The sequence below is a fragment of the Pseudomonas aestuarii genome, from assembly GCF_027988105.1.
Classification (GTDB): Bacteria; Pseudomonadota; Gammaproteobacteria; order Pseudomonadales; family Pseudomonadaceae; genus Aquipseudomonas; species Aquipseudomonas aestuarii.
Map to the genome: position 1 here is coordinate 258,929 of NZ_JAQJZJ010000007.1, position 20,707 is coordinate 279,635.

The window sequence follows — 20,707 nt, forward strand, 5'->3', positions numbered from 1 at the left end:
GCCCGTTGACGCGGGCGGGGTTGCTCTGGATTGGTGCGTCGTAAGCTCGTTTATTTCCTAAGTCTATGATTATTAATGGATAAGCCCAGTGGCTCGGGCTTTGCAGTGCTTTGGTGTGTCCGCGTGACAAGGAGCACGGCATGGTCCGCACCTTTTATGACGAAATGTACCTGGCGAATGGCGAATGCCGTGCGCACTATCAAGCATTCGCCCGTTGGCTGGCTGAAACGCCCAAGGAGTTGCTGGCCCAGCGCCGCCGCGAAGCGGACCTGCTGTTTCACCGCGCCGGCATCACCTTCACCCTGTATGGCGATGAGCAGGGCACCGAGCGGCTGATCCCCTTCGACACCATTCCGCGCAGCATTCCGGCCAGCGAGTGGCGCATGATCGAGCGCGGCTGCATCCAGCGCGTGCAGGCGCTGAACATGTTCCTCGCCGATCTCTATCATGATCAGCGCATCATCAAGGCCGGGATCATCCCGGCCGAGCAAGTGCTGGCCAACGAGGGCTACCAGATCGCCATGCAGGGCCTCGACCTGCACCGCGACCTCTATGCGCACATCGCCGGGGTCGATCTGGTGCGCGATGGCGATGGCAGCTACTACGTGCTGGAAGACAACCTGCGCACGCCGAGCGGCGTCAGCTACATGCTCGAAGACCGCAAGATGATGATGCGCCTGTTTCCCGAGCTGTTTGCCGCGCAACGCATCGCCCCCATCAACCATTACCCGAACCTGCTGCTCGAGACCCTGAAGACCTCCAGCCCGCTGGATAACCCCAATGTGGTGGTGCTGACCCCGGGCCGCTTCAACAGTGCCTATTTCGAGCATGCCTTCCTGTCGCGGGAAATGGGGGTGGAACTGGTCGAGGGCGCGGACCTGTTCGTGCGCGACGACAAGGTCTATATGCGCACCACCGCCGGGGCCAAACAGGTGGACGTGATCTACCGGCGCCTGGATGACGACTTCCTCGATCCGTTGACCTTCAATCCGGATTCCATGCTCGGCGTGCCCGGGCTGCTGTCGGCCTACCGCTCGGGCAATGTGGTGCTGGCCAATGCCATCGGCACCGGGGTAGCGGACGACAAGTCGACCTACCCCTACGTCACCGAGATGATCCGCTTCTACCTGGACGAGGAGCCGATCCTCAAGAACGTGCCGACCTGGCAGTGCAGCAAGCCGGCCGACCTGTCTCACGTGCTGGCCAACCTGGCTGAACTGGTGGTCAAGGAAACCCAGGGTTCCGGTGGCTACGGCATGCTGGTCGGGCCGGCCGCGAGCAAGGCCGAGATCGAAACCTTCCGCGCCCGCCTGATCGCCAGGCCCGAGGCCTATATCGCCCAGCCGACCCTGTGCCTGTCGACCTGCCCGACCTTTGTCGAGAACGGCATCGCGCCGCGGCATATCGACCTGCGCCCGTTCGTTCTGTCCGGTCGCGAAGTGCGCCTGGTGCCGGGAGGGCTGACCCGCGTGGCCCTGCGCGAAGGCTCGCTGGTGGTCAACTCGTCGCAAGGTGGCGGCACCAAGGATACTTGGGTGGTAGAGGATTAGCAGGGCGCGCTCATGCCGAATGACGGCCACGCCGCTGCCCCGCAAGGCGCAAGACGAGGAGTGAGGAGAGAAGGTAGGTTATTCCCAATGAACGACGAATAACGCGGGATTGCGCCTTGCGGGCGCGGTCCTTCGGGTTGGTGCTGTGAGCCCGCCATGCAGCGTTGTGGGGCTTGACGAGGGAGTGGCCATAACCTGCGCCCTGCGTCTTGCCTGGCAGGCTCGCGCGCCAGCGTGGCTCGCCATTTAACATGAGAGCGCCCTGACTATGCTGAGTAGAACTGCCTCTGATCTGTACTGGATGTCGCGCTATCTGGAGCGTGCGGAAAACCTCGCGCGCATGCTCGATGTCAGTTATTCACTGTCGCTGATGCCGCAAGACGGCCGTGGCGATGGCCTGGGAGAACTGGCCATGCCGCTGGTTATTACCGGCACCCTGGAAGAGTACATGGCACGCCATGGCCAGCTGCACGGCGAGCGCATGCTGCAGTTTTTTGCCCTGGATGCCGATAATCCGGCGAGCATCTACAACTGCCTGGGCGCGGCGCGCAGCAATGCCCACGCGGTACGCGGACGTATCACCGCCGAGATGTGGGAGAACATCAACGCCAGCTGGCTGGATATTCGCGGCATCGCCGAGCAGGGCCTGGGGCGCTACGGCATCAGCCGCTTCTGTGAGTGGGTCAAGGAGCGTTCGCACCTGTTCCGTGGCGCCACTTTCGGCACCATCATGCGCGGCGACCCCTACCGCTTCATTCGTCTTGGGACCTTCATCGAGCGGGCGGACAACACCTTGCGTCTGCTCGATGCGCGCTACGAGATGCTCGGCGAGGACATCGACGAGGTCGATGGCCGTCCGGCGCGCAGCTACTATCAGTGGAGCGCCTTGCTGCGCGCACTGTCCTCGTACGAGGCCTTCGCCGAGATCTATCGCGGCTCGCCGGGTACGCGCAAGGTCTCGGAACTGCTGCTGTTGCGCCCCGACATTCCACGCTCCCTGCGCGCCTGCATGGATGAACTGCACCTGATGCTCGCCAGCCTGCCTGGCGAGAATGGTCGTCCGGCCCAGCGCCTGGCGGCCGAACTGGAAGCCCGCCTGCGCTATACGAGCATTGACGAGGTGCTGGACGAAGGCCTGCATGCCTGGCTCACCGATTTCATCCTGCTGGTGCGCGACCTGGGCCAAGCCATCCACAGTTCCTACCTGGAGGTCGCATGAGACTGTCCATCAGCCACGACACCACCTACCACTACGAAAAACAGGTGCGGGCAAGCATCCAGTACCTACGCCTGACCCCGCACGACAGCGAACGCCAGCGCGTGCTCAGCTGGCAGCTCAGCCTACCGCGCCCGGTGCGCGCCCAGCTCGACCCGTACGGCAACATCCTGCACGTGCTGACCATGGATGAGCCCCATGAATCCATCGTCATCGGCGCCTGTGGCCTGGTCGAGATCGATGAACAGCGCGAGTGCGAGCACGAGCGCCAGTCGGCGTTGCCGTTCCTGCGCTTCACTCGCCTGACCGAGGCGGATGCAGCCTTGCGCGAGTTCGCCCAACAGCACTGCAAACAACGTCGCGACCGCAGCGCCTTGATCGACCTGATGCATGCTTTGCATGGCCACATCAGCTACCTGACCGGCAGTACCGCGGTGGAAACCAGCGCGATTGAGGCCTTCGCCGGCCAGCAAGGGGTGTGTCAGGACCATGCCCATGCCTTTCTCGCCTGTGCGCGCAGTCTCGGTATTCCGGCACGCTATGTGTCGGGTTACCTGCTCACCGACAGCGACGACCACCTGGCCAGCCATGCTTGGGCAGAAGCCTGGCTGGATGGCGCCTGGTACAGTTTCGATGTGACCAACTGCCTGGCCAAGCCGGAGCGTCATTTGAAGCTGGCGGTTGGTCTGGATTACCTGGATGCCTGCCCGGTGCGCGGTATGCGCCGGGGCGGTGGCACCGAACAGATGCACGCTCTTGTAGAAGTTTCTCCGTTGTTGAAGGTGCAAAAACAGTAGAATTGCGCAACATGAGTACCCAACCGCGCCCGGTGCAGCGTTTACGACTGCATCGGGCGCATTCGTTCTACAAGGTGAAGCATGACCTACTGCGTTGCCATGAGCCTGGCCCAAGGGCTGGTGTTCGTTTCTGATTCGCGCACCAATGCGGGTGTCGATCACATTTCCGTATTTCGCAAACTGCATGTGTTCGGGGTGCCCGGCGAGCGTTTGATCGTTCTGCAAAGCGCCGGCAACCTGGCCACCTCGCAGTCGGTGATCAGCTTGCTGCGTCAACGCCTGGACGGCGTCGGCGAGCATTTGCACAACGTCCCAAGCCTGTTTGCCGCGGCGACTCTGGTGGGCGATACCCTGCGCGAAGTGCTGGCCCATGATGAAAGCGCGACCCTCAATCAGGGCATAGAACTGGGTTGCTCGTTTCTGCTCGGTGGGCAGATTCATGGCCAAGCCCCGGCGCTTTACAACCTCTATCCACAGGGCAACTTCATCACGTCCAGCGAAGACACGCCGTACTTTCAGATTGGCGAGAGCAAATACGGCAAGCCAATCCTCGATCGCGCCCTGAGTTACCAGACGCCTCTGGAACTGGCGCTGCGGTGCGCCTTGATTTCCTTCGACTCGACCATCCGCAGCAACCTGTCGGTCGGTATGCCGCTGGATCTGCTGGTCTACAAAACCGACAGCTTTGAGGTGCCGAGCGGATTTCGTGTGCGCGAAGGCGATGCCTATTTCGAAGGGATTCGTCAGCAGTGGTGCGGTGGCCTGAGCACACTGCTCGGCCAGCTAGCGGAAGCGCCTGGTGACTACTGGGTTTGACCGCGTCCGCGGTGTAGCGCTTTGAGCACACCCCGGCATGATTGCAAAGTCCCCCGGCAGCCTGTCCGCGGACGACCTTAACCGCAAAGCGAATTGCAGGTTGGGCCGGGCCGCGCAGGCCGCGCCGCGCAGGCCCGCCGCATAGGCTGGCTATTCACGAACATACGCGAATAGTGGATCTGCTGATGCTTGCCTGTGTTACCCACGGGCCGGCAATTGAGCGCTGGCGGGGGCGTCCTGCTGCGTGTCGCCACGCTCCGCGGTCGTTTGTCTGGGCAGGCCGGCCACGCTGATTTGCGGGAATTTCCCGCCGATAAATTCAACGCTTTGGGTCGGAAAGGCGAATTGCACGTCCAGCTCACGCATGCCTTGCAGCAGGCCCAGATTGATGTCCTGCTGAATGTCCATGTACTTGTTGTAGTCCGAACTCAGCACGAAATAGACCACTTCGAACGTCAGTTGGTAGTTGTCGAAGGCGAGGAAGTGCGCGCGGTCGAAGCGGGTATCGGCAATCCCCTCGACTATCCGACGGACCAGCGCCGCCACTTCGCGCACCTTGTCCTGCGGCGTGTTGTAGGTGATGCCAAACTTGAAATCGATGCGCCGCTGCTCCATGCGCTTGTAGTTATGCAGGGTCTGGCGCAGCAGCTCGGAATTGGCGCAGACGATCTGCTCGCCGCTCAGGCTGCGAATGCGCGTGGTCTTCAGACCGATATGTTCGATAGAACCGGCGACCGAGCCGAATACCACGAAGTCGCCGATCTCGAAGGGCTTGTCGATGCCGATCGACAGCGAGGCGAACATGTCGCTGAGCAGTGTTTGCACCGCCAGCGCCACGGCAATACCGCCGACTCCGAGGCTGGCCACCAGGGCGGTGATATTGACGCCGACGTTGGCCAGGATCGACAGCAGCATCACCGCCCAGACGAGGATGCGCAGCAGGACCGCGATGATGGTGGTGGTGACCGGGTTGCGCAGGGTGCCATCGTCGCTGACCAGCATGTCACGGGTCCAAAGGCGTACTCCGCTGTCAAGCCACAGGGCGATCTGCAAGGCCAGCGCGATGAACCAGCCGTGGGCCAGGGTGTCTTCCCATCTGGCAGGCAGACTGACCAGCTTGAGGGCGAGCAGCAGGCTAAAGGCGAACAGCAGGATGCGGCTGGTCTGGCGCAAGATTTCCACCGCCAGCGTGGTGGCCAGGCTGCGCTGGCCCTTGGCCCAGCTGGCCAGATGGCTGCTCAGCTTGCTGGACAGCGTGCGCAGTATGAAATAGAGGGTCAAGGTGGCGATCAGCACCACGCCTACGTTGAGCCATAGGATTCGTTCGAGTAAGAAATTCCAATCATTCACGGGGTCTTGCTCCTCTGCTGTGGGCGCCGCCAGTGCCCTGATGGTGAGCCATCGCGTGCCGGCTGCGAAGGTCGCACACTCTTTTTTGAACATCACCTCCCGCTGGCAGAAGATGAAGGGGATTACACCTTCATCGCCCAGGATATGGGGGATCGGCCGAGTGTGGGTTTAAGGGTAAGGTGTAGCGGGAGCAGTCGCAAAGATTGCGCAAGCGGCTTGCGGGCTGGTGGTGATGCTTATCCAGGCACGCGCGCGGATCGCGGGCAGGTGATCTCGGCGTCGCTTTTCACAAGCAGTCTGCGGAGTAGGAATTCGCGCGTCGTCGCCAGAGCGCCCCCAGACCTTCGCAACAAGGCACTGGATCGTGCCGCACAGCGTTCCGCTCGACGCACAGCGAGCTGGCGCCAAGTCTTGCAGCGCACCGCCGAAGCAATGGGGCATTCTCTGCGGCGAGTGACACCCTAAGGATCGCGGATGGCGCGAGGAGTTGGTCAGCGCCACGCAACAGTGGCTGTTGTCGGATGAGCGCAACGATAGCGATCCTGGATCGCCGACCGGCAGCTCGGTGCGCAGCAGAGCAGTGGGCTGCCCGGATTGAGTTCCGCTCGGAGTACAGCGGCAACCCGCCGGGCTCTGTGTCCGACCGATGAACCCTTATGGTATTGCCCGCGCCAAGGTGATCGCCCAGGCGCCACCCCGGCGCGGGAAGGGCGCTAACCGACCAGTCGGGTGAGGTTGGGAAGAATCAGGATCAGGGTCGTGGCGAATACGATCAGACCCGCTTGCCGGATTTTGGGCTGTTTGAACATGGCCATCTGCCTTTTGTTTTTGTTGGTGTGGCGTCGAATACCCGCTCTAAAGACCTGTCGGGCTGCAGCGTCACGCCTGGGCGTGGACTGAAAACCACCCCGGCAAAACCCGGCGGCGGCAGCTACTTTTATAACTCTATTTCCGTGTAGTCATCCTAACTCTAGGGGGCATGTCACAGATCGTTTAGATGACTTGGTTGCTAGCCGTTGCGAAGTCTGAACTTTGAGTTATGCCAGGTACCGCAAAATTCTCAGCGACCCTTGAGCCAGAGCCATTAGACCGGGCTGTGCCTGCATAACGCCAGCAGGTGACCGTTCGTCTGAGCAGAGCGGTCAACGTGCCTGAGCACTTTGGTCATTGAGCTTGGTTCGCCTGAAGGTATGGTAGAGCCTTAGAACACTTACTGGCGCAATCTGGTTCCGGGAGTCTGCCGGACCCAGGGCCGGCCTACTTGCCAAAGCCCGACAGCCGGCTGTCAACTGACGACGCGCGACTGTCTATCCCAGCGCTGGAAACTTTGAGGACGCCATGACCGAAGCATTCATTTTCGATGCGGTGCGCACGCCCCGCGGCAAAGGCAAGAAGGACGGGGCGCTGTATAGCGTCAAGCCCGTTGACCTGATCGCCGGCCTGCTCAAGGCCCTGCAGGTGCGTAATAACCTGGATACCAGCCAGGTCGATGACATCGTGCTCGGCTGCGTCACGCCGGTGGGTGATCAGGGTGCGGACATTGCCAAGACTGCGGCCATGGTCGCCGACTGGGATGTCAGTGTCTCGGGCATGCAGCTCAATCGCTTCTGCGCATCGGGCCTGGAAGCGGTGAACCTGGGCGCGATGAAAGTGCGCTCCGGCTTCGAGGACCTGGTCGTGGTGGGTGGTGTCGAGTCGATGTCGCGCGTGCCCATGGGCTCCGACGGTGGCGCCTGGGTCATGGATCCGGCGACCAATCTGCACAGCCATTTCACCCCCCAGGGCATCGGTGCCGATCTGATCGCCACCCTGGAAGGCTTCAGCCGGGCCGATGTCGACGCCTATGCCCTGCGTTCGCAGCAGAAGGCGGCGCGCGCGCGTGCCGATGGTTCGTTCGACAAGTCGCTGATCCCGGTGACCGATCAGAACGGCATCGTGCTGCTCGACCACGATGAATTCATCCGCGGCGACAGCACCCTGGAGGGCCTGGGCAAGCTCAAGCCGAGCTTCGAGATGATGGGGCAGATGGGCTTCGACAGCACCGCGCTGCGGGTCTACAGCCATGTCGAGCAGATCAACCATGTGCACACCCCGGGCAACAGCTCCGGCATAGTCGACGGCTCGGCGCTGATGCTGATCGGCAGCGCCGCCAAGGGCAAGGAGCTGGGTTTGCAGCCGCGGGCGCGCATCGTCGCGACAGCCGTGATCGGCACCGACCCGACCATCATGCTCACCGGCCCGGCACCGGCTACGCGCAAGGCGCTGGCCAAGGCCGGTTTGACTGTCAGCGACATCGATCTGTTCGAGGTAAACGAAGCCTTTGCCTCGGTGGTGATGAAGTTCATGAAGGACATGGGCGTCAGTGAAGACAAGGTCAACGTCAACGGTGGCTCCATTGCCATGGGGCACCCGCTTGGCGCCACCGGTTGCGCGATCCTCGGCACCCTGCTTGACGAGTTGGAGAGTCGCCAGTTGCGCTACGGCCTGGCCACCCTCTGCGTAGGCGGCGGTATGGGCATCGCGACGATTATCGAGCGGATCTGACCGGCAGGAGGGTGGGGCGAAGCGATACCCATCGAAGGGTATTGCGGGCCCAGCCCACCTTACGCCACTGATGATCGCGGGCATGAACTGGGCGTCCCCGCCGCTCCTACGGTTACTGCGTTGCCCTCCAGTCGAGCGCAACTGCCAGCAAGAAAGGAATTAAGTAATGACTGACGCCATCCGTTACGAAATGGGCCAGGACAATATCGTCGTCCTGACCATGGACATGCCCGGCCAGAGCGCCAATACCATGAACGCGGTGTACCGCGAGGCCATGGGTAAAGCCGTTGCGCGCCTGGAAGCCGAAAAGGATTCGATCGCCGGGGTGATTGTGACCTCGGCGAAGAAGACCTTCTTCGCCGGTGGCGACCTGGGTGAACTGATCAAGGTCACCAAGGCCGACGCCCAAGCCTTCTACGAGATGATCCTCAATATCAAAGGTCAACTGCGCCGCCTGGAAACCCTGGGCAAGCCCGTGGTGGCGGCGATCAATGGTGCGGCCCTGGGCGGCGGCTGGGAAATCGCCCTGGCCTGTCATCACCGTGTCGCCCTGGACAGCTCCAGCGTGCAACTCGGTCTGCCGGAAGTGACCCTCGGCCTGCTGCCGGGCGGCGGCGGAGTGGTGCGCATGGTGCGCCTGCTTGGCCTGGAGCAGGCCCTGCCGTATCTGCTCGAAGGCAAGAAGGTACGCCCGGATGTCGCGCTCAAGGCTGGCCTGATCCACGCATTGGCCTCCGACAAGGATGATCTGCTAGCCAAGGCGCGCGCCTGGATTGGCGCCAACCCGGCGCCCAAGCAGCCATGGGATGTGGCCGGCTACAAGATCCCCGGCGGCACGCCAGCAAGCCCAAATGTGGCGCAGATGCTCGCCATCGCGCCCTCTATACTGCGCAACAAGACCAACGGTTGTTTCCCCGCCCCGGAGAAGATCCTGTGCGCCGCGGTCGAGGGCGCCCAGGTCGACTTCGACACGGCGCAGATCATCGAGGCGCGCTACTTCACCGAGCTGGCCACCGGGCAAGTGGCGAAGAACATGATCGGCACCTTCTGGTTCCAGCTCAACCAGATCAACGCCGGCGGCTCGCGGCCCCAGGGCTTCGCCCCCTATGTCACGCGCAAGGTTGGCGTGCTCGGCGCCGGCATGATGGGCGCGGGCATTGCCTATGTGTCGGCCATGGCCGGCATTGAGGTGGTGCTCAAGGATATCTCCCTGGAGGCGGCCGAAAAGGGCAAGAACTACTCGGCCAAGCTGCTGGAGAAGAAGGTTGGCCGTGGCCAGATGAGTGTCGACAAGCGCGACAGCATCCTGGCGCGGATCAAGGCCACGGCCAAGGATGCCGACTTCAACGGCTGCGACCTGATCATTGAAGCGGTATTCGAAGATCGCGATCTCAAGGCCAACGTCAGCGCTGCCGCCGAACGAGCTGCGCTGGCCGATGCGGTAATCGCCTCCAACACCTCGACCCTGCCGATCACCGGTTTAGCCACGGCGGTGCAGAAACAGGACAAGTTCATCGGCCTGCATTTCTTCAGCCCGGTAGACAAGATGCCACTGGTGGAAATCATCAAAGGCGAGCGTACCAGCGACACAACCCTGGCCCGCGGTTTCGACTACGTCATGCAGATCAACAAGACCCCGATAGTGGTCAATGACAGCCGGGGGTTCTTCACCTCGCGGGTGTTCGGTACCTTCACCAATGAAGGCATCGCCATGCTCGGCGAAGGCGTGTCGGCGGCGATGATCGAAAACGAAGCGCGCAAGGCCGGCATGCCGGTTGGCCCGCTGGCGATCAGCGACGAAGTGTCCATGAGCCTGATGAACCATATCCGTCAGCAGACCCTCAAGGACCTGGCCGAAGAGGGCAAACAGATCCCCGCGCACCCGGCATTCGCGGTGATCGAGCTGATGCTCAACGAGTACAAGCGTCCGGGCAAGGCTGCAGGCATGGGCTTCTACGAGTACCCGGTCGACGGTAAGAAGCACTTGTGGCCGGCGCTCAAGGCGCGTTTCGAAAAGCCTGACGCACAGATCTCGCAGCAGGATGTGCGCGACCGCATTCTCTTCATCCAGGCCATCGAGACCGTCCGCTGCCTGGAGGAGGCTGTGCTCACGTCGGTGGCGGACGCCAACATAGGCTCGATCATGGGCATTGGCTTCGCCGCCTGGACCGGTGGGGCGCTGCAGTTCATCAACCAGTACGGCATCCGCGATTTCGTTGCCCGTGCCCAGTACCTGGCCGAGCAGTACGGCGAGCGCTTCCTGCCCCCGGCCTTGCTGTTGGAAAAGGCGGCGAACAACGAATACTTCTGACCCTGTAGGCGAGATGCAGGATTTTTTCGTGCAGCAACCTCATATCAGAGATGGCTGCTGAGCGAGCACGTCTTGCACCGCATGCACCACCGGCTTAGCTGAAACTGAACGGTCCTGCCGACGTCATCTGTGGTTTGCAAGGCGGGTTGCCGGTCAGCTGCTTGAGCATTTCGGCTACCTGGATATTGCGCGATATGCTTGAGACGCACTCGATATTCCTGGCCAGCGCCCCGGCCGAGCCATGATTGAGGCCGAGCAACGAAAAACCGTTGGTCATCAAGGCCAATGCGGCAACGATCAGTAAATGGGTGTTTTGTAGTTTCATGGTCTTTCGGCCTAGGACAAAGTCATCACACCTGGTAGGCACATACCAGCCGTTGAATGGCTTGGCGCTCGCTTAACCGGGTTGGCATCTTCAGGGTGGTCAAGGTGCCGTCACTCAAATGGATAACCAATTCGCTCTCGAAGTGGATGCCGCTTTGATCGACACTGGCGTAGGTGATGCCGTAGGCGTTTTGCTCCGAGACCAATTGGACGCTGCTCATGGGGACTCTCCTGGATACCAGTGCTGCCTTGCGGCAACGCCTATTCGCTTAATTACGGGTGGTTGTTTTGGCACTGCCGGCAAAGGCGGAAGCGGCAAGCAAGCTGGCGATAGCGGCGAAGTTGTTCATGATGATTATCCTTCTGCGATGGTTGGGCGATGTGCGGATCATCCCCGCGTGGCGTCAGCGGCAGAAGTGAATAGGCATCATGGTGACTATCGAGCGAGCTGATACAAGCGCAGGCTGGGTGGTCGGGCGTTTTTGTGCCTGGTTGACGATGCGTCCTCTTGCCTTGTTGCCCTGCCGCAGGCAGGCTTGAGCATTGAACCAACCATTACTCGCGTTTCAGGTATTTGCCCCATGCCGTTGCAGATTTGCATTCTCGAAACTGACGTTCTTCGCCCTGAATTGGTCGGCCAGTATCAGGGTTATGGCCGCATGTTTGAGCGCCTGTTCGCTCGCCAACCGATCGCTGCCGAGTTCACCGTGTACAACGTGATGGAAGGTAGCTACCCGCCGGACAGCGAGCACTACGATGCCTATCTGGTTACCGGCAGCAAGGCCGATTCGTTCGGCAGCGATCCGTGGATCGAAACCCTCAAGACCTATTTGCTCGAGCGTTATGCCCATGGCGACAAGCTGCTCGGCATCTGCTTTGGTCACCAACTGCTGGCGTTGCTGCTCGGCGGCAAGACAGAGCGCGCCGTGCAGGGTTGGGGCGTGGGCACCCATCGCTATCGCCTGGATCATCAGCCGACCTGGATGACCCCGGCGCTGGAGGAGCTGACTCTGCTGATCAGCCATCAGGACCAGGTCACCAAGCTGCCGGAAAATGCCACCCTGCTGGCTTCGAGCGACTTCTGTCCGTTCGCCGCCTACTGCATCGACGACCAGGTGCTGTGCTTCCAGGGCCATCCGGAGTTCATCCACGACTACTCCAAGGAGCTGCTGGAAATTCGCCAGCAGCACATTGGCGAAGCGGCCTATCGCAAGGGTGTCGACAGCCTGCAGCATGAGCATCAGGGCCATACGGTGGCCGAGTGGATGATGCGTTTTGTCGCGCACGGCCGCGCGGGCCTGAATGACTGAGCAAGTTACCGCGCCTGGCCGAGAAGGGCGCTCCTCGCACACCATGCGCCAGCAGTCTTGGCTGCGCCTGCCATACGTGCCAGCAGTCGAAAGCAACGAGTTACTGCGTTTTAAGGCGCTGGCTAGAGACTCAAAAGGCCGACTATCGGATTGGACGTTTTGCTGCTGGGCAGGATCGGCTCATAACCAACCGGAGTGCTTGAAGCTTACGTAAAGCCCGATGCAGGCGCTGGTAAGCAGGCCAAGTACACCGAAGTAGCCGTACTGCCAGGTGAGTTCCGGCATGTTCTCGAAGTTCATCCCGTAAATACCCGCCACCGCAGCGGGGAAGGCGAGGATCGCAGCCCAGGCAGCGAATTTACGCTGAGTGATGCTCAGTCGTGAAGACTCCAGCAGCAAGCCGATTTCGATGGCGTGGTCGGCCATTTCGCGCAGGGCGATCAGGTCCTCCAGCAGGCGGCTGACGTGAATAGCCACGTCGCGAAAGTATGGGTGCATATGCTTGTCGATAAAGGGGAAGTCCAGGTGTTGCAGCTCCTGGCAGATTCCCTCTAGCGGGCCGATGTAACGGCGTAGGTGCAACAGGTCACGGCGCAGGTCTTGAATGCGTTCGACATCGGCCTGGGTCAGCGGTCGCTTGAGTACGTCCTGTTCGACCTCCTCCAGCTCAGCGTAATAGTCATCGATCAACGGCCGGTAGTTCTCGATGACGAAATTGAGCAGTGCGTAGAGCACGAAGTCTTCGCCATGTTCCAGCAGCACGGGGCGCGCCTCGCAGCGCTGGCGTACCTGTGAGTAAGGCGCTGACTGGCCATAGCGGGCGCTGATGATGTAGCCGTTGCCGGCGAATATCTGGGTTTCGATGAATTCCAGTTCGCCATTCATCTGAATCGCCGAATAGACCACTAGAAACAACGCGTCGCCAAAGGTTTCCAGCTTGGGCCGGGTATGGCGCTGCAGGGCGTCTTCCAGCGCCAGCTCGTGCAGGTCGTACTGGCGCTGCAGATTGGTCAGCTCCTCGGCGCCTGGGTCGTGCAGGCCTATCCAGACAAAGTGGCCGGGTTTTCTCGACCACTCCTTGCCTTCATCGAGGCTAATGTCGGTGACCTTTTGACCTTGGCTGTAAACGGCGGCGGCAACGACTCGGCCCATGGTCATTCCTTTTGGCTTTTTACCGAAGGGGGCAACGATCGCCCTCACTCTTTCTAGAGTGTTGCCGCTGACGAGGATTTCTTCCAGATAATCGGTTGATGCCGTGTCCGCTCGCGCTGAGCGAGCACCGCTGGGTGGCAGTTTCTGGTTAAGGGCCTTGATACAGCTTCGCCCGGCACTTGGCCGGGCGAAGCTGGCATATTGCGGGGTTAGAGCGGGAGTTGCTTGTCCAGTTCGATGGCCCGGTCGAGGGTTTCCAGCAGCACCTTGCGCACTTTGAGCTTGGTGTTCTTGTGCGCGCTCATGTTGATCTTCTTCATCTGCTGAGCGACCGCCTGGGCGGTGACCAGCAGTTGCTCGGCAGTTACCACCTTGTCGAGGAAGCCGGCATCCACCGCACTTTGCGGGTCGAACATCTCGCCATTGATCACCGAGCGGTGAAACGCCGACTTGCGCAGGCGGTCGCGCGCCAGTTCGATACCGACATGGTGCATGGTCATGCCAATTTGCACTTCGTTCAGACCGATGCTGAACGGACCCTCGACGCCGATACGGTAGTCGGCCGAGAGCAGGATGAAGGCACCCTTGGCTACGGCATGGCCGGGGCAAGCCACGATGATCGGGAAGGGGTGGGCGAGCATGCGGCGTGCCAGAGTGGAACCCGCAGCAACCAGATTGACCGCGTTCTGTGGGCCGGAAGTCATCACCTTGAGGTCGTAGCCGCCGGATAGAATGCCCGGCTGGCCGGTGACGATGACGATGGCCTTGTCCTGCTCGGCACGATCCAGTGCGACATTGAGGGCGGCGATCACGTCTGGCGAGATGGCGTTCACCTTGCCGTTGCACAGGGTCAGGGTGGCAATACCGTCTTCGAATTGGTAGCTGATCAGGTCGCTCATTGCAGGTTCCTTGTACTGAAGTACCACAGACGTTACCCACCCGCACCGCCCAGGTAAAGCGCCGCGGCTGACTGGCGAGTCAGCTGTAGCGGCCGATTACAGCCTGCCGGCCCGATTGACCCAGGCAATTGGCGCCATGCTCGTGCGTTGTGTTGGCATGGCGACTGACTTGAGGGAGACGGCTGTGATAATGAGAAACGACAAGTTGGTCAATTACTGGCGTGCAGCGCGCGCAGCCAAACCTGTGGGAAGAAAGCGCCGTATTGCTCTGCAGCCAGTTTATTCCCTCTCGGTTTGCTGCTATGCGGTCGCCGGCGATTCGAGCCAATCCCCCAGGCTTGTCGAGCGGATACCGAGCATTCGGCATAAGCACATGAATATTCTGAAAAAACCTTTGCCTTTGGCGAGCTGTTCGGCTAGATTAGCGCGCCTCGACAGACACCCAGTGTCAGGCGAGATCCGGTGAAGTGTCCGAGCGGTTGAAGGAGCACGCCTGGAAAGTGTGTATACGAGAAATCGTATCGTGGGTTCGAATCCCACCTTCACCGCCACTTTCGCAAAACCCCTGAGAGAGCAATCTTTCAGGGGTTTTTTGCTTTCCGGGGTCGGCGAGAGTCATTAACGATTGCGGATGGGGCTCGCTGTAGGCGAGTCGGGTACTGGACGCGGATCTCCAGCAATCGGGTTTATCGCGAGAGGTTTTGATGCAAGCTCCCAGGCGGTGGCGTTGACCACTGGCGTGGTCGAGAGCAGTCGCAGTGGAGAAACGCAGGGCGGCCCGCTGTCGCCGTAGTTGGCGAGCGTGCTGTTGGACGAAGTGGATCGACAGCTGGAGCACCGATAACGTAAAAATTTACGTTTGCAGCCGCAAGGCGGACACCAGGTCGTCAAGATTCTGTGGCCCTGCCTTCTAGGTTGGAAAGCCTGGCTCGAGCTATCTGTCGGTACCCTGGCAGTCTGGCGCAAGTGGGATGAATGCATAGACAACGTCTTAGAGCGATCCAGCACAAGCAGTGGAGGCGCGGCCTCATGATTTATCGAGAGTTTTGATCACTGGGAGGAGGGGGCGCAGGTTGTGCATACGGTAGCCGGGAATTCACGCCGTTGGTGGCACAGCGGTCCTCTGGACTTGAGTCGCGTGTTGAATAGTGCGTTGATCGAGTGCTTGGGGCTGGTCCGCCTCTCATGACCGCGTCTCCTCGGACTGCCTGGTGCGGGCCCGCAAGCCGGGTGCTGTGGCAGGGGAACGGCCATGAAAGCCGTCCCCTATGCCGATGTTTGCGGACAAGTGGCGGCAAAGAGCCACTGTCTGACGTTTATACTGCGCACACTTTTTGGGAGGGGTGTGCGTGGTCTGGTCAGCTGTGGGTGTGATTTTTCTGCTGTGTCTCTCAATGCTGAGTGGCTTGGCGTCGGCGGCCAGTGTCGGCAAGCCCGCTACGACCCAGGCGCCGGTGTCCGTGGTGTTTCTCAATCCCGGCTATGCCGATGAGCCGTTCTGGCTCGAATATGTCGCTTACATGCACGACGCCGCGAATGACCTCGGCATGCAGTTGCGTGTGCTCAATGGTGAGCGTGACCCGCTCAAGCTGTTGCAGCATGCGCGTGAGGTGTTGCAAGCGAGGGAGCAGCCGACCTATCTGGTCTTCGTCAATGAACATTATGTCGGTCCGGAGATACTGCGCCTGTTTGCCGACAGCAAGATCAAGCTGTTCGCCCTGCACAGCACCCTAACGCCAGATCAACAGGCAATTGTCGGTGGCAGTCGGGAGAAGTACCGTAACTGGATCGGTAGTCTGGTGCCCAACGATGAAGAAGCCGGTTATCTGATGGCCAAGGCGCTGATTGCCATGGCGCCGGCTAGCGCTGGCGAAATGGTCGCCTTCTCGGGCGTCAAACAGACGCCATCGGCCACATTGCGCGAGGCAGGCTTATATCGTGCGCTTGCCGAACATCCGCACGTGCGTCTGAAGCAGCTGCTGTATGGCGAGTGGTCGGAGCAACGCGCGTATGAGCAAGCTAGCGTCCTGCTAGCGCGTTACCCCGAGGTCAGTCTGGTGTGGGCGGCGAATGACGAGATGGCGTTTGGCGTGATGCGCGCGGCGGCGGAGAAGGGACGACAATTGCACTACTCGGGGCTGAACAATTCAAAGAGGGTGCTGCAGGCACGAATTGACCAACGCATCAGTGTTCTGGTCAGCGGCCATTTCATTCTTGGCGGCTGTGCCATGGTGATGCTCCACGATCACGCCGCCGGCCTGGACTTCGCTGCGCGCGGCGGCAAGGATCAGCAGGCCGATTTATTCCGCTTGCTGAGCCGGCAGGAGTCGATACGATTGCTGCGGCGTATCGACAAGCATGCTGCCAAGCTGGATTTTCGTCGTTTCAGCGCCGCGTTCAAGCCGCGCCTGCAAGGCTATGACTGCTCTATCGAGGCCTTGTTGCGCTAGTTCATACGCCTGCGAAATGCAGCACCAGCTTGACCACGGCAAAGATCACCAGAACAAACAGCAGGGTGAACAGCAGGCCGAGAATGATGAAGTGGCTGGGTTTGCCCCGGCTGAAGTCACGGCTGCGCTTCTTGCCGCTCTGTACGCCAATGGCCGCCGCCAGCACGCTCTGCAGCATTTCCCATAAACTCAGCGGCTTTTCATCTGGATCATCCTGTTTGCTCATGGTGCCCCCTCAATTGCGCCCTGTCAGGCCGTCGAACATCCATCGATAGTTGCTCAAAGCTGTATCCGGGTCCAGCCGCGTCGTTGCCACATTACGGCGAAAATCATCGAGGCGAGGCCGCGCTGGAGAATCTGCAGGCTCCAGATAGCCAGCAAACCATAGCCCAGGATGGGGCCGAGCAGATAAGCCAGCGGGAGAAAGAACAGCCATTGGTTGCCCAGGCTGACCAGCATCACCGTACGGCTGGCGCCGGCGCCAAGCAACGCCTGGGTGAGCACCAGGGCGGTGGCATCCAGCACCATGCCCATCCCGGTCAGGCGCAGCGGCCAACTGCCCAGTTCTATCAACGCTGGATCGCTGACGAATAGCCGCAAGATCAGTTCCGGGTACAGCCAGAAGGGTGTACCCAGCAGCATCAGGCCGACTGCCGCGACCTTGACCACCTCCCAGCCCCAGCGGTGGGCGGCGTCGAAGTCCAGTTCGCCCAAGCTGTGGCTGACCAGAGTGGTGGCCGCCATGCCCAGGCCGATGGCCGGCAGGATCAGCAGAAGCGCCAGGTTGATCAGCACGTGGGCCACCGCCAACTCGGCGGTGCCGACCTGGCCGATGATCCAGAACAGCGCGGTAATGCCGGTGGCGAAGAAGAATTGCTGAGCCGAGTTGGGCAGTGACAGGCGCAGCATGCTGCGCAGATCAATGGCGCTGGGCAGACGGGTCAGAAAACCCTGGTGGCGAGCGCTGCGCCAGGTCTGCACGGCATAAATCAGTGAACCCAGATACAGCGCCAGCGTGGTGCCCAGCCCTGAGCCAGGCGCGCCCATCTGCGGTAAGCCGAAGAGGCCATGGATCAGTGAGTAACTGATCAGTACATTGGCCAGATGCATGATCACCAGGGTGCGCATATAGACGCCGGAGCTGTGGTTGCCATTCCAGTAGCCGCGGAAGGAGAAGTTCAGGCCTACGGCGAAAACCGCCAGCACCCTCCACTTGAAGTATGCGGTGCCGATGGCCAGTACTTCGGGGTCGCCTGACAGCAGTCGAATGATCGGCTGGGCGTTCAACCAGCAGGACACCGTCAGTGGCAGGGCGAGGCACAGCGCAATCAGTATTCCGACATTTAATGGTGCTGCCAGCTCATCCAGGCGTCCTGCTCCGCGACGCCGCGCGACCTGGGCTTGCACGCCGGCGCCAAGGCCCATGACCAGGGCGATGGCCATGAAGTTGGCATAACTGCCGATGCCGACTCCGGCCAATGCCTTCTCGCCGAGGCGGCCGACCATGGCCGCATCCACTAGATTGAGCAGGCTCTGGCTGAGCATGCCGCCGATAATCGGGAGGCCGAGAGTGAGGATGTGCCTTAGGCGTTGACGCTCGATCATGCAGGGTTCGCTGTGGCCAATTAACCCGGGCATGCAGGATGCTTAGCGCCGGAAGTGGTGGGAATCTTAACCCCGGGTAGATGCCGAGGCATGTCATATGACCACCAATGTCGTTAGCAGCGACTCGCCGCGTGCATCGGTCTCAAGTGCCAGCTGTGCGCTTGCCCTCGCGCCGGCGGTTGAGCACCTCGACTGATCGCGCGCGTAGCTGGCCGCATCCACCGTCGATATCCTGGCCGGCGGAGTTGCGCACCTTGGTCAGCACGCCGCGGCTGTGTAGATAGCGCACGATCTGCACGATACGGTCGCCATCTGGGCGCTGGTAGTCGTCGCCTTCCAGGCTGTTATAGGGGATCAGGTTCATGATCGCGTACTTGCCCTTGAGCAGGCGCAGGATGCCGTCCATTTCGGCCTGGCTGTCGTTGATGCCCTTGAGCAGCGTCCATTGGTACTGGATCGGATAATCGATCTGCCGAGCGTAGATTTCACCCAGTTCGACCAACTGCTCGGGGTCGATGCGTGGCGCGCGCGGCAACAGCTGCTGGCGCAGTTCGGCGTCGGTGGTGTGCAGCGACAGGGCCAGCGCCGGCTTGATCCGCTGTTGCGGCAGGCGCTCGAAGACCCGTGGGTCGCCTACGGTGGAGAACACCAGGTTGCGCTGGCCAATGCCGCCATCGGTGCCTAGGAGGTCGATGGCCTGCAGCACGTTGTCAAGGTTGTGCGCCGGCTCGCCCATGCCCATGAACACCACTTTCTTCACCGGGCGAAAGCGCCTGGCCAGTGCCACCTGGGCGAGAATCTCGGCCGTGCTCAACTGGCGCAGCAGGCCGCTCTTGCCGGTCATGCAGAACACGCAGCCCACCGCGCACCCGACCTGGCTCGACACACACAGGCCGTCGCGCGGTAGCAGTACGCTTTCCACCATCTGCTTGTCGGCCAATTCCACCAGCAAACGCGCCGAGCCATCCGCCGCCGGGTGCTCGGAGCTGAGGCGGGCGATGGCATTGAGTTCTGCCGTCAACTGCGGCAGGGCATTACGCACCGCCAGCGGCAGAAAGTTCTCGGTCTTCTGGTTGCGCGTACCGGTATCCAGCGGCTTGCCTTGCAGCCAGGCACGGCTGATCCGCCCGATATGCATGGGCTTGGCGCCGAGGTCGGCGAGGTGCTGATAAAAGTCTTCGATCTGCATGGGGCGCGCATGCTATCACCAGGCGTGCGGCGACGGTATCCGTTGGCCAACCAAGGCCAGTGCACGGCGATGAACGACTGAGTGCTTTGCTCAGGCCTTCCGGGCACTCATACTAGCGCCTTGATTGGCCTGACCCAGCTGTGCGGAGCGGTAGATGAAATACATACACCAGCGCGAACACCTCAATGAAGACGACGTAGTCGTGATCGAGTGCTCGCAGACCTGCAATATCCGCCTGATGAGCGACGCGAATTTCCGCAGCTTCAAGAATGGCGGCCGACACACTTACCACGGCGGTGCTTTCGATACTTTCCCGGCAAAAGTCACCGTACCGAGTAGTGGCTTCTGGAATATCACCATCGATACTGTGAGCCGCAAGGCGATCAGCGTGACCCGCAAGCCGACGTTGAAGCACTCGATCAAGATCATCCGCAAGTCGACTTCGCGATTGAGTTGAGCGGTTGATAGCACTGCGCTTGAGTGCGCCGCTAGTAAAGGAGGGATGAGACACGTCCTCCAAATCGCGGAATTCACAGCCCCGGTAGGCTGGAATGCCGCGAAGCGGTTTTCCAGCGCTTTCTATAGTTCCCCCTATAGTCTCCGCAATCTGGAGAGCCTACTCTCGGAAGATTTCCCGGCATGGCTGGTCTGGGATTACGTGGATCAGCGCAGTGCCATCCGCGCGGTTGAGGATGGGGTGGTTGAGGACGGGCTCTGCACCATCTGGTTATATTCAACAGCGCGCTAATTGCCAGCTTGCCACCCAGTCAAATCTTGCCACGGTTAGTCGATTAAGACCGTTACCTGTCTTCCGCTGCGATCCTTTACCGCGCCTTCGATGCCGCCGAGCACTAGCATCGCCACGGACGCAGCCATACCCGCCGGGCTCGTACTGCGCAACTGAAGAGTAATAGGGCCTGGCCATGGGACGATCCGACCTAGCCCGGGGAGGCTGTAACCGGCACTCAGAACAGCGGCATAGGGAACACTGTCGGCGCGACAACTACCTTGGAATACTCCGCAGACGCATCGTCTCGGCGTTAATCTGCTGCAGGGTTGCAGTACTAGCGCTTATAAGGTGGCAAATAACTTTTAATAAAGGCTTGACGTAGTTTCTGTCGGGCCTATAATCCGCACCTCTTCTGGCGCAGGCCTCTCGGTAAACCTCTTGTAAAACAAGAAGTTAGCTTAAAG

Annotated in this window: 17 protein-coding genes and 1 tRNA gene; 10 read left to right on the top strand and 8 right to left on the bottom strand. The window is 60.8% G+C overall.

Features of this window, described 5'->3' with window-relative positions; all coding sequences use genetic code 11:
- Positions 1–140 precede the first annotated feature (140 nt).
- The 4 genes from PH586_RS16330 (at position 141) to PH586_RS16345 (ending at position 4,379) form a co-directional block, all read left to right on the top strand.
- On the top strand, positions 141–1,550 hold the full coding sequence (locus tag PH586_RS16330) for a circularly permuted type 2 ATP-grasp protein (protein WP_271348821.1): 1,410 nt from the start codon (positions 141–143) through the stop codon (positions 1,548–1,550).
- A 268-nt stretch (positions 1,551–1,818) separates the two neighbouring features.
- The gene (locus tag PH586_RS16335) at positions 1,819–2,769 is read left to right on the top strand and encodes an alpha-E domain-containing protein (RefSeq protein WP_271348822.1); all 951 of its coding nucleotides are present in this window, start codon (positions 1,819–1,821) and stop codon (positions 2,767–2,769) included.
- A complete protein-coding gene (locus tag PH586_RS16340) occupies positions 2,766–3,563 on the top strand; it encodes a transglutaminase family protein (protein WP_271348823.1) in 798 nt (265 codons plus the stop codon). Before PH586_RS16335 ends, PH586_RS16340 begins: the two co-directional genes overlap by 4 nt.
- Before the next feature lie 81 nt (positions 3,564–3,644).
- Positions 3,645–4,379, top strand: coding sequence for a proteasome-type protease (locus tag PH586_RS16345; protein WP_271348824.1), 735 nt, complete (start codon positions 3,645–3,647; stop codon positions 4,377–4,379).
- 198 nt (positions 4,380–4,577) lie between these two features.
- Here PH586_RS16345 and PH586_RS16350 read toward each other — a convergent pair whose 3' ends face one another.
- Positions 4,578–5,729: a mechanosensitive ion channel family protein gene (locus PH586_RS16350; protein ID WP_271348825.1), complete on the bottom strand. Its 1,152-nt coding sequence runs from the start codon at positions 5,727–5,729 to the stop codon at positions 4,578–4,580.
- Between the two features lie 1,338 nt (positions 5,730–7,067).
- On the opposite strand from PH586_RS16350, the gene PH586_RS16355 reads away from it, so the two are divergent.
- Together PH586_RS16355 and PH586_RS16360 are read left to right on the top strand one after the other, a co-directional pair.
- Positions 7,068–8,273 carry an acetyl-CoA C-acetyltransferase gene (locus PH586_RS16355; protein ID WP_271348826.1) on the top strand — a complete coding sequence of 402 codons (1,206 nt, stop codon included), beginning with the start codon at positions 7,068–7,070 and terminating at the stop codon, positions 8,271–8,273.
- A gap of 166 nt (positions 8,274–8,439) precedes the next feature.
- Positions 8,440–10,584 carry a 3-hydroxyacyl-CoA dehydrogenase NAD-binding domain-containing protein gene (locus tag PH586_RS16360; RefSeq protein WP_271348827.1) on the top strand — a complete coding sequence of 715 codons (2,145 nt, stop codon included), beginning with the start codon at positions 8,440–8,442 and terminating at the stop codon, positions 10,582–10,584.
- Positions 10,585–10,678: 94 nt separating this feature from the next.
- Here PH586_RS16360 and PH586_RS16365 read toward each other — a convergent pair whose 3' ends face one another.
- Both PH586_RS16365 and ptrC read right to left on the bottom strand, forming a co-directional pair.
- A complete protein-coding gene (locus PH586_RS16365) occupies positions 10,679–10,909 on the bottom strand; it encodes a hypothetical protein (protein ID WP_271348828.1) in 231 nt (76 codons plus the stop codon).
- A gap of 25 nt (positions 10,910–10,934) precedes the next feature.
- Positions 10,935–11,129: a type III secretion system co-regulatory protein PtrC gene (gene ptrC, locus PH586_RS16370; RefSeq protein ID WP_271348829.1), complete on the bottom strand. Its 195-nt coding sequence runs from the start codon at positions 11,127–11,129 to the stop codon at positions 10,935–10,937.
- Positions 11,130–11,489: 360 nt separating this feature from the next.
- On the opposite strand from ptrC, the gene PH586_RS16375 reads away from it, so the two are divergent.
- Positions 11,490–12,218, top strand: coding sequence for an amidotransferase (locus tag PH586_RS16375; protein ID WP_271348830.1), 729 nt, complete (start codon positions 11,490–11,492; stop codon positions 12,216–12,218).
- 180 nt (positions 12,219–12,398) lie between these two features.
- On the opposite strand, the gene PH586_RS16380 is transcribed toward PH586_RS16375, so the two are convergent.
- Positions 12,399–13,370 (bottom strand): magnesium and cobalt transport protein CorA, encoded by a 972-nt coding sequence (locus PH586_RS16380; RefSeq protein WP_271348831.1) that lies wholly within the window; start codon positions 13,368–13,370, stop codon positions 12,399–12,401.
- A gap of 209 nt (positions 13,371–13,579) precedes the next feature.
- Entirely contained in the window at positions 13,580–14,269 is a 690-nt protein-coding gene (locus PH586_RS16385) for a crotonase/enoyl-CoA hydratase family protein (RefSeq protein ID WP_271348832.1), read from the bottom strand.
- A gap of 461 nt (positions 14,270–14,730) precedes the next feature.
- On the opposite strand from PH586_RS16385, the gene PH586_RS16390 reads away from it, so the two are divergent.
- Together PH586_RS16390 and PH586_RS16395 are read left to right on the top strand one after the other, a co-directional pair.
- Positions 14,731–14,820: transfer RNA gene (locus PH586_RS16390), tRNA-Ser, on the top strand.
- An 843-nt stretch (positions 14,821–15,663) separates the two neighbouring features.
- Positions 15,664–16,719, top strand: a complete 1,056-nt coding sequence (locus PH586_RS16395) for an ABC transporter substrate-binding protein (protein ID WP_271348833.1) — start codon at positions 15,664–15,666, stop codon at positions 16,717–16,719.
- Between the two features lies 1 nt (position 16,720).
- On the opposite strand, the gene PH586_RS16400 is transcribed toward PH586_RS16395, so the two are convergent.
- The 3 genes from PH586_RS16400 to PH586_RS16410 all read right to left on the bottom strand — a co-directional run bounded on the left by PH586_RS16400 (position 16,721) and on the right by PH586_RS16410 (position 19,513).
- Positions 16,721–16,945: a DUF2970 domain-containing protein gene (locus tag PH586_RS16400; protein WP_271348834.1), complete on the bottom strand. Its 225-nt coding sequence runs from the start codon at positions 16,943–16,945 to the stop codon at positions 16,721–16,723.
- A 53-nt stretch (positions 16,946–16,998) separates the two neighbouring features.
- Positions 16,999–18,324, bottom strand: a complete 1,326-nt coding sequence (locus PH586_RS16405; protein ID WP_271348835.1) for an MATE family efflux transporter — start codon at positions 18,322–18,324, stop codon at positions 16,999–17,001.
- Positions 18,325–18,466: 142 nt separating this feature from the next.
- A complete protein-coding gene (locus PH586_RS16410; RefSeq protein ID WP_271348836.1) occupies positions 18,467–19,513 on the bottom strand; it encodes an RNA methyltransferase in 1,047 nt (348 codons plus the stop codon).
- A gap of 154 nt (positions 19,514–19,667) precedes the next feature.
- Here PH586_RS16410 and PH586_RS16415 point away from each other — a divergent pair, with 154 nt between their 5' ends.
- Positions 19,668–19,970, top strand: a complete 303-nt coding sequence (locus PH586_RS16415) for a DUF1883 domain-containing protein (RefSeq protein ID WP_271348837.1) — start codon at positions 19,668–19,670, stop codon at positions 19,968–19,970.
- The last annotated feature ends 737 nt before the right edge of the window (positions 19,971–20,707 follow it).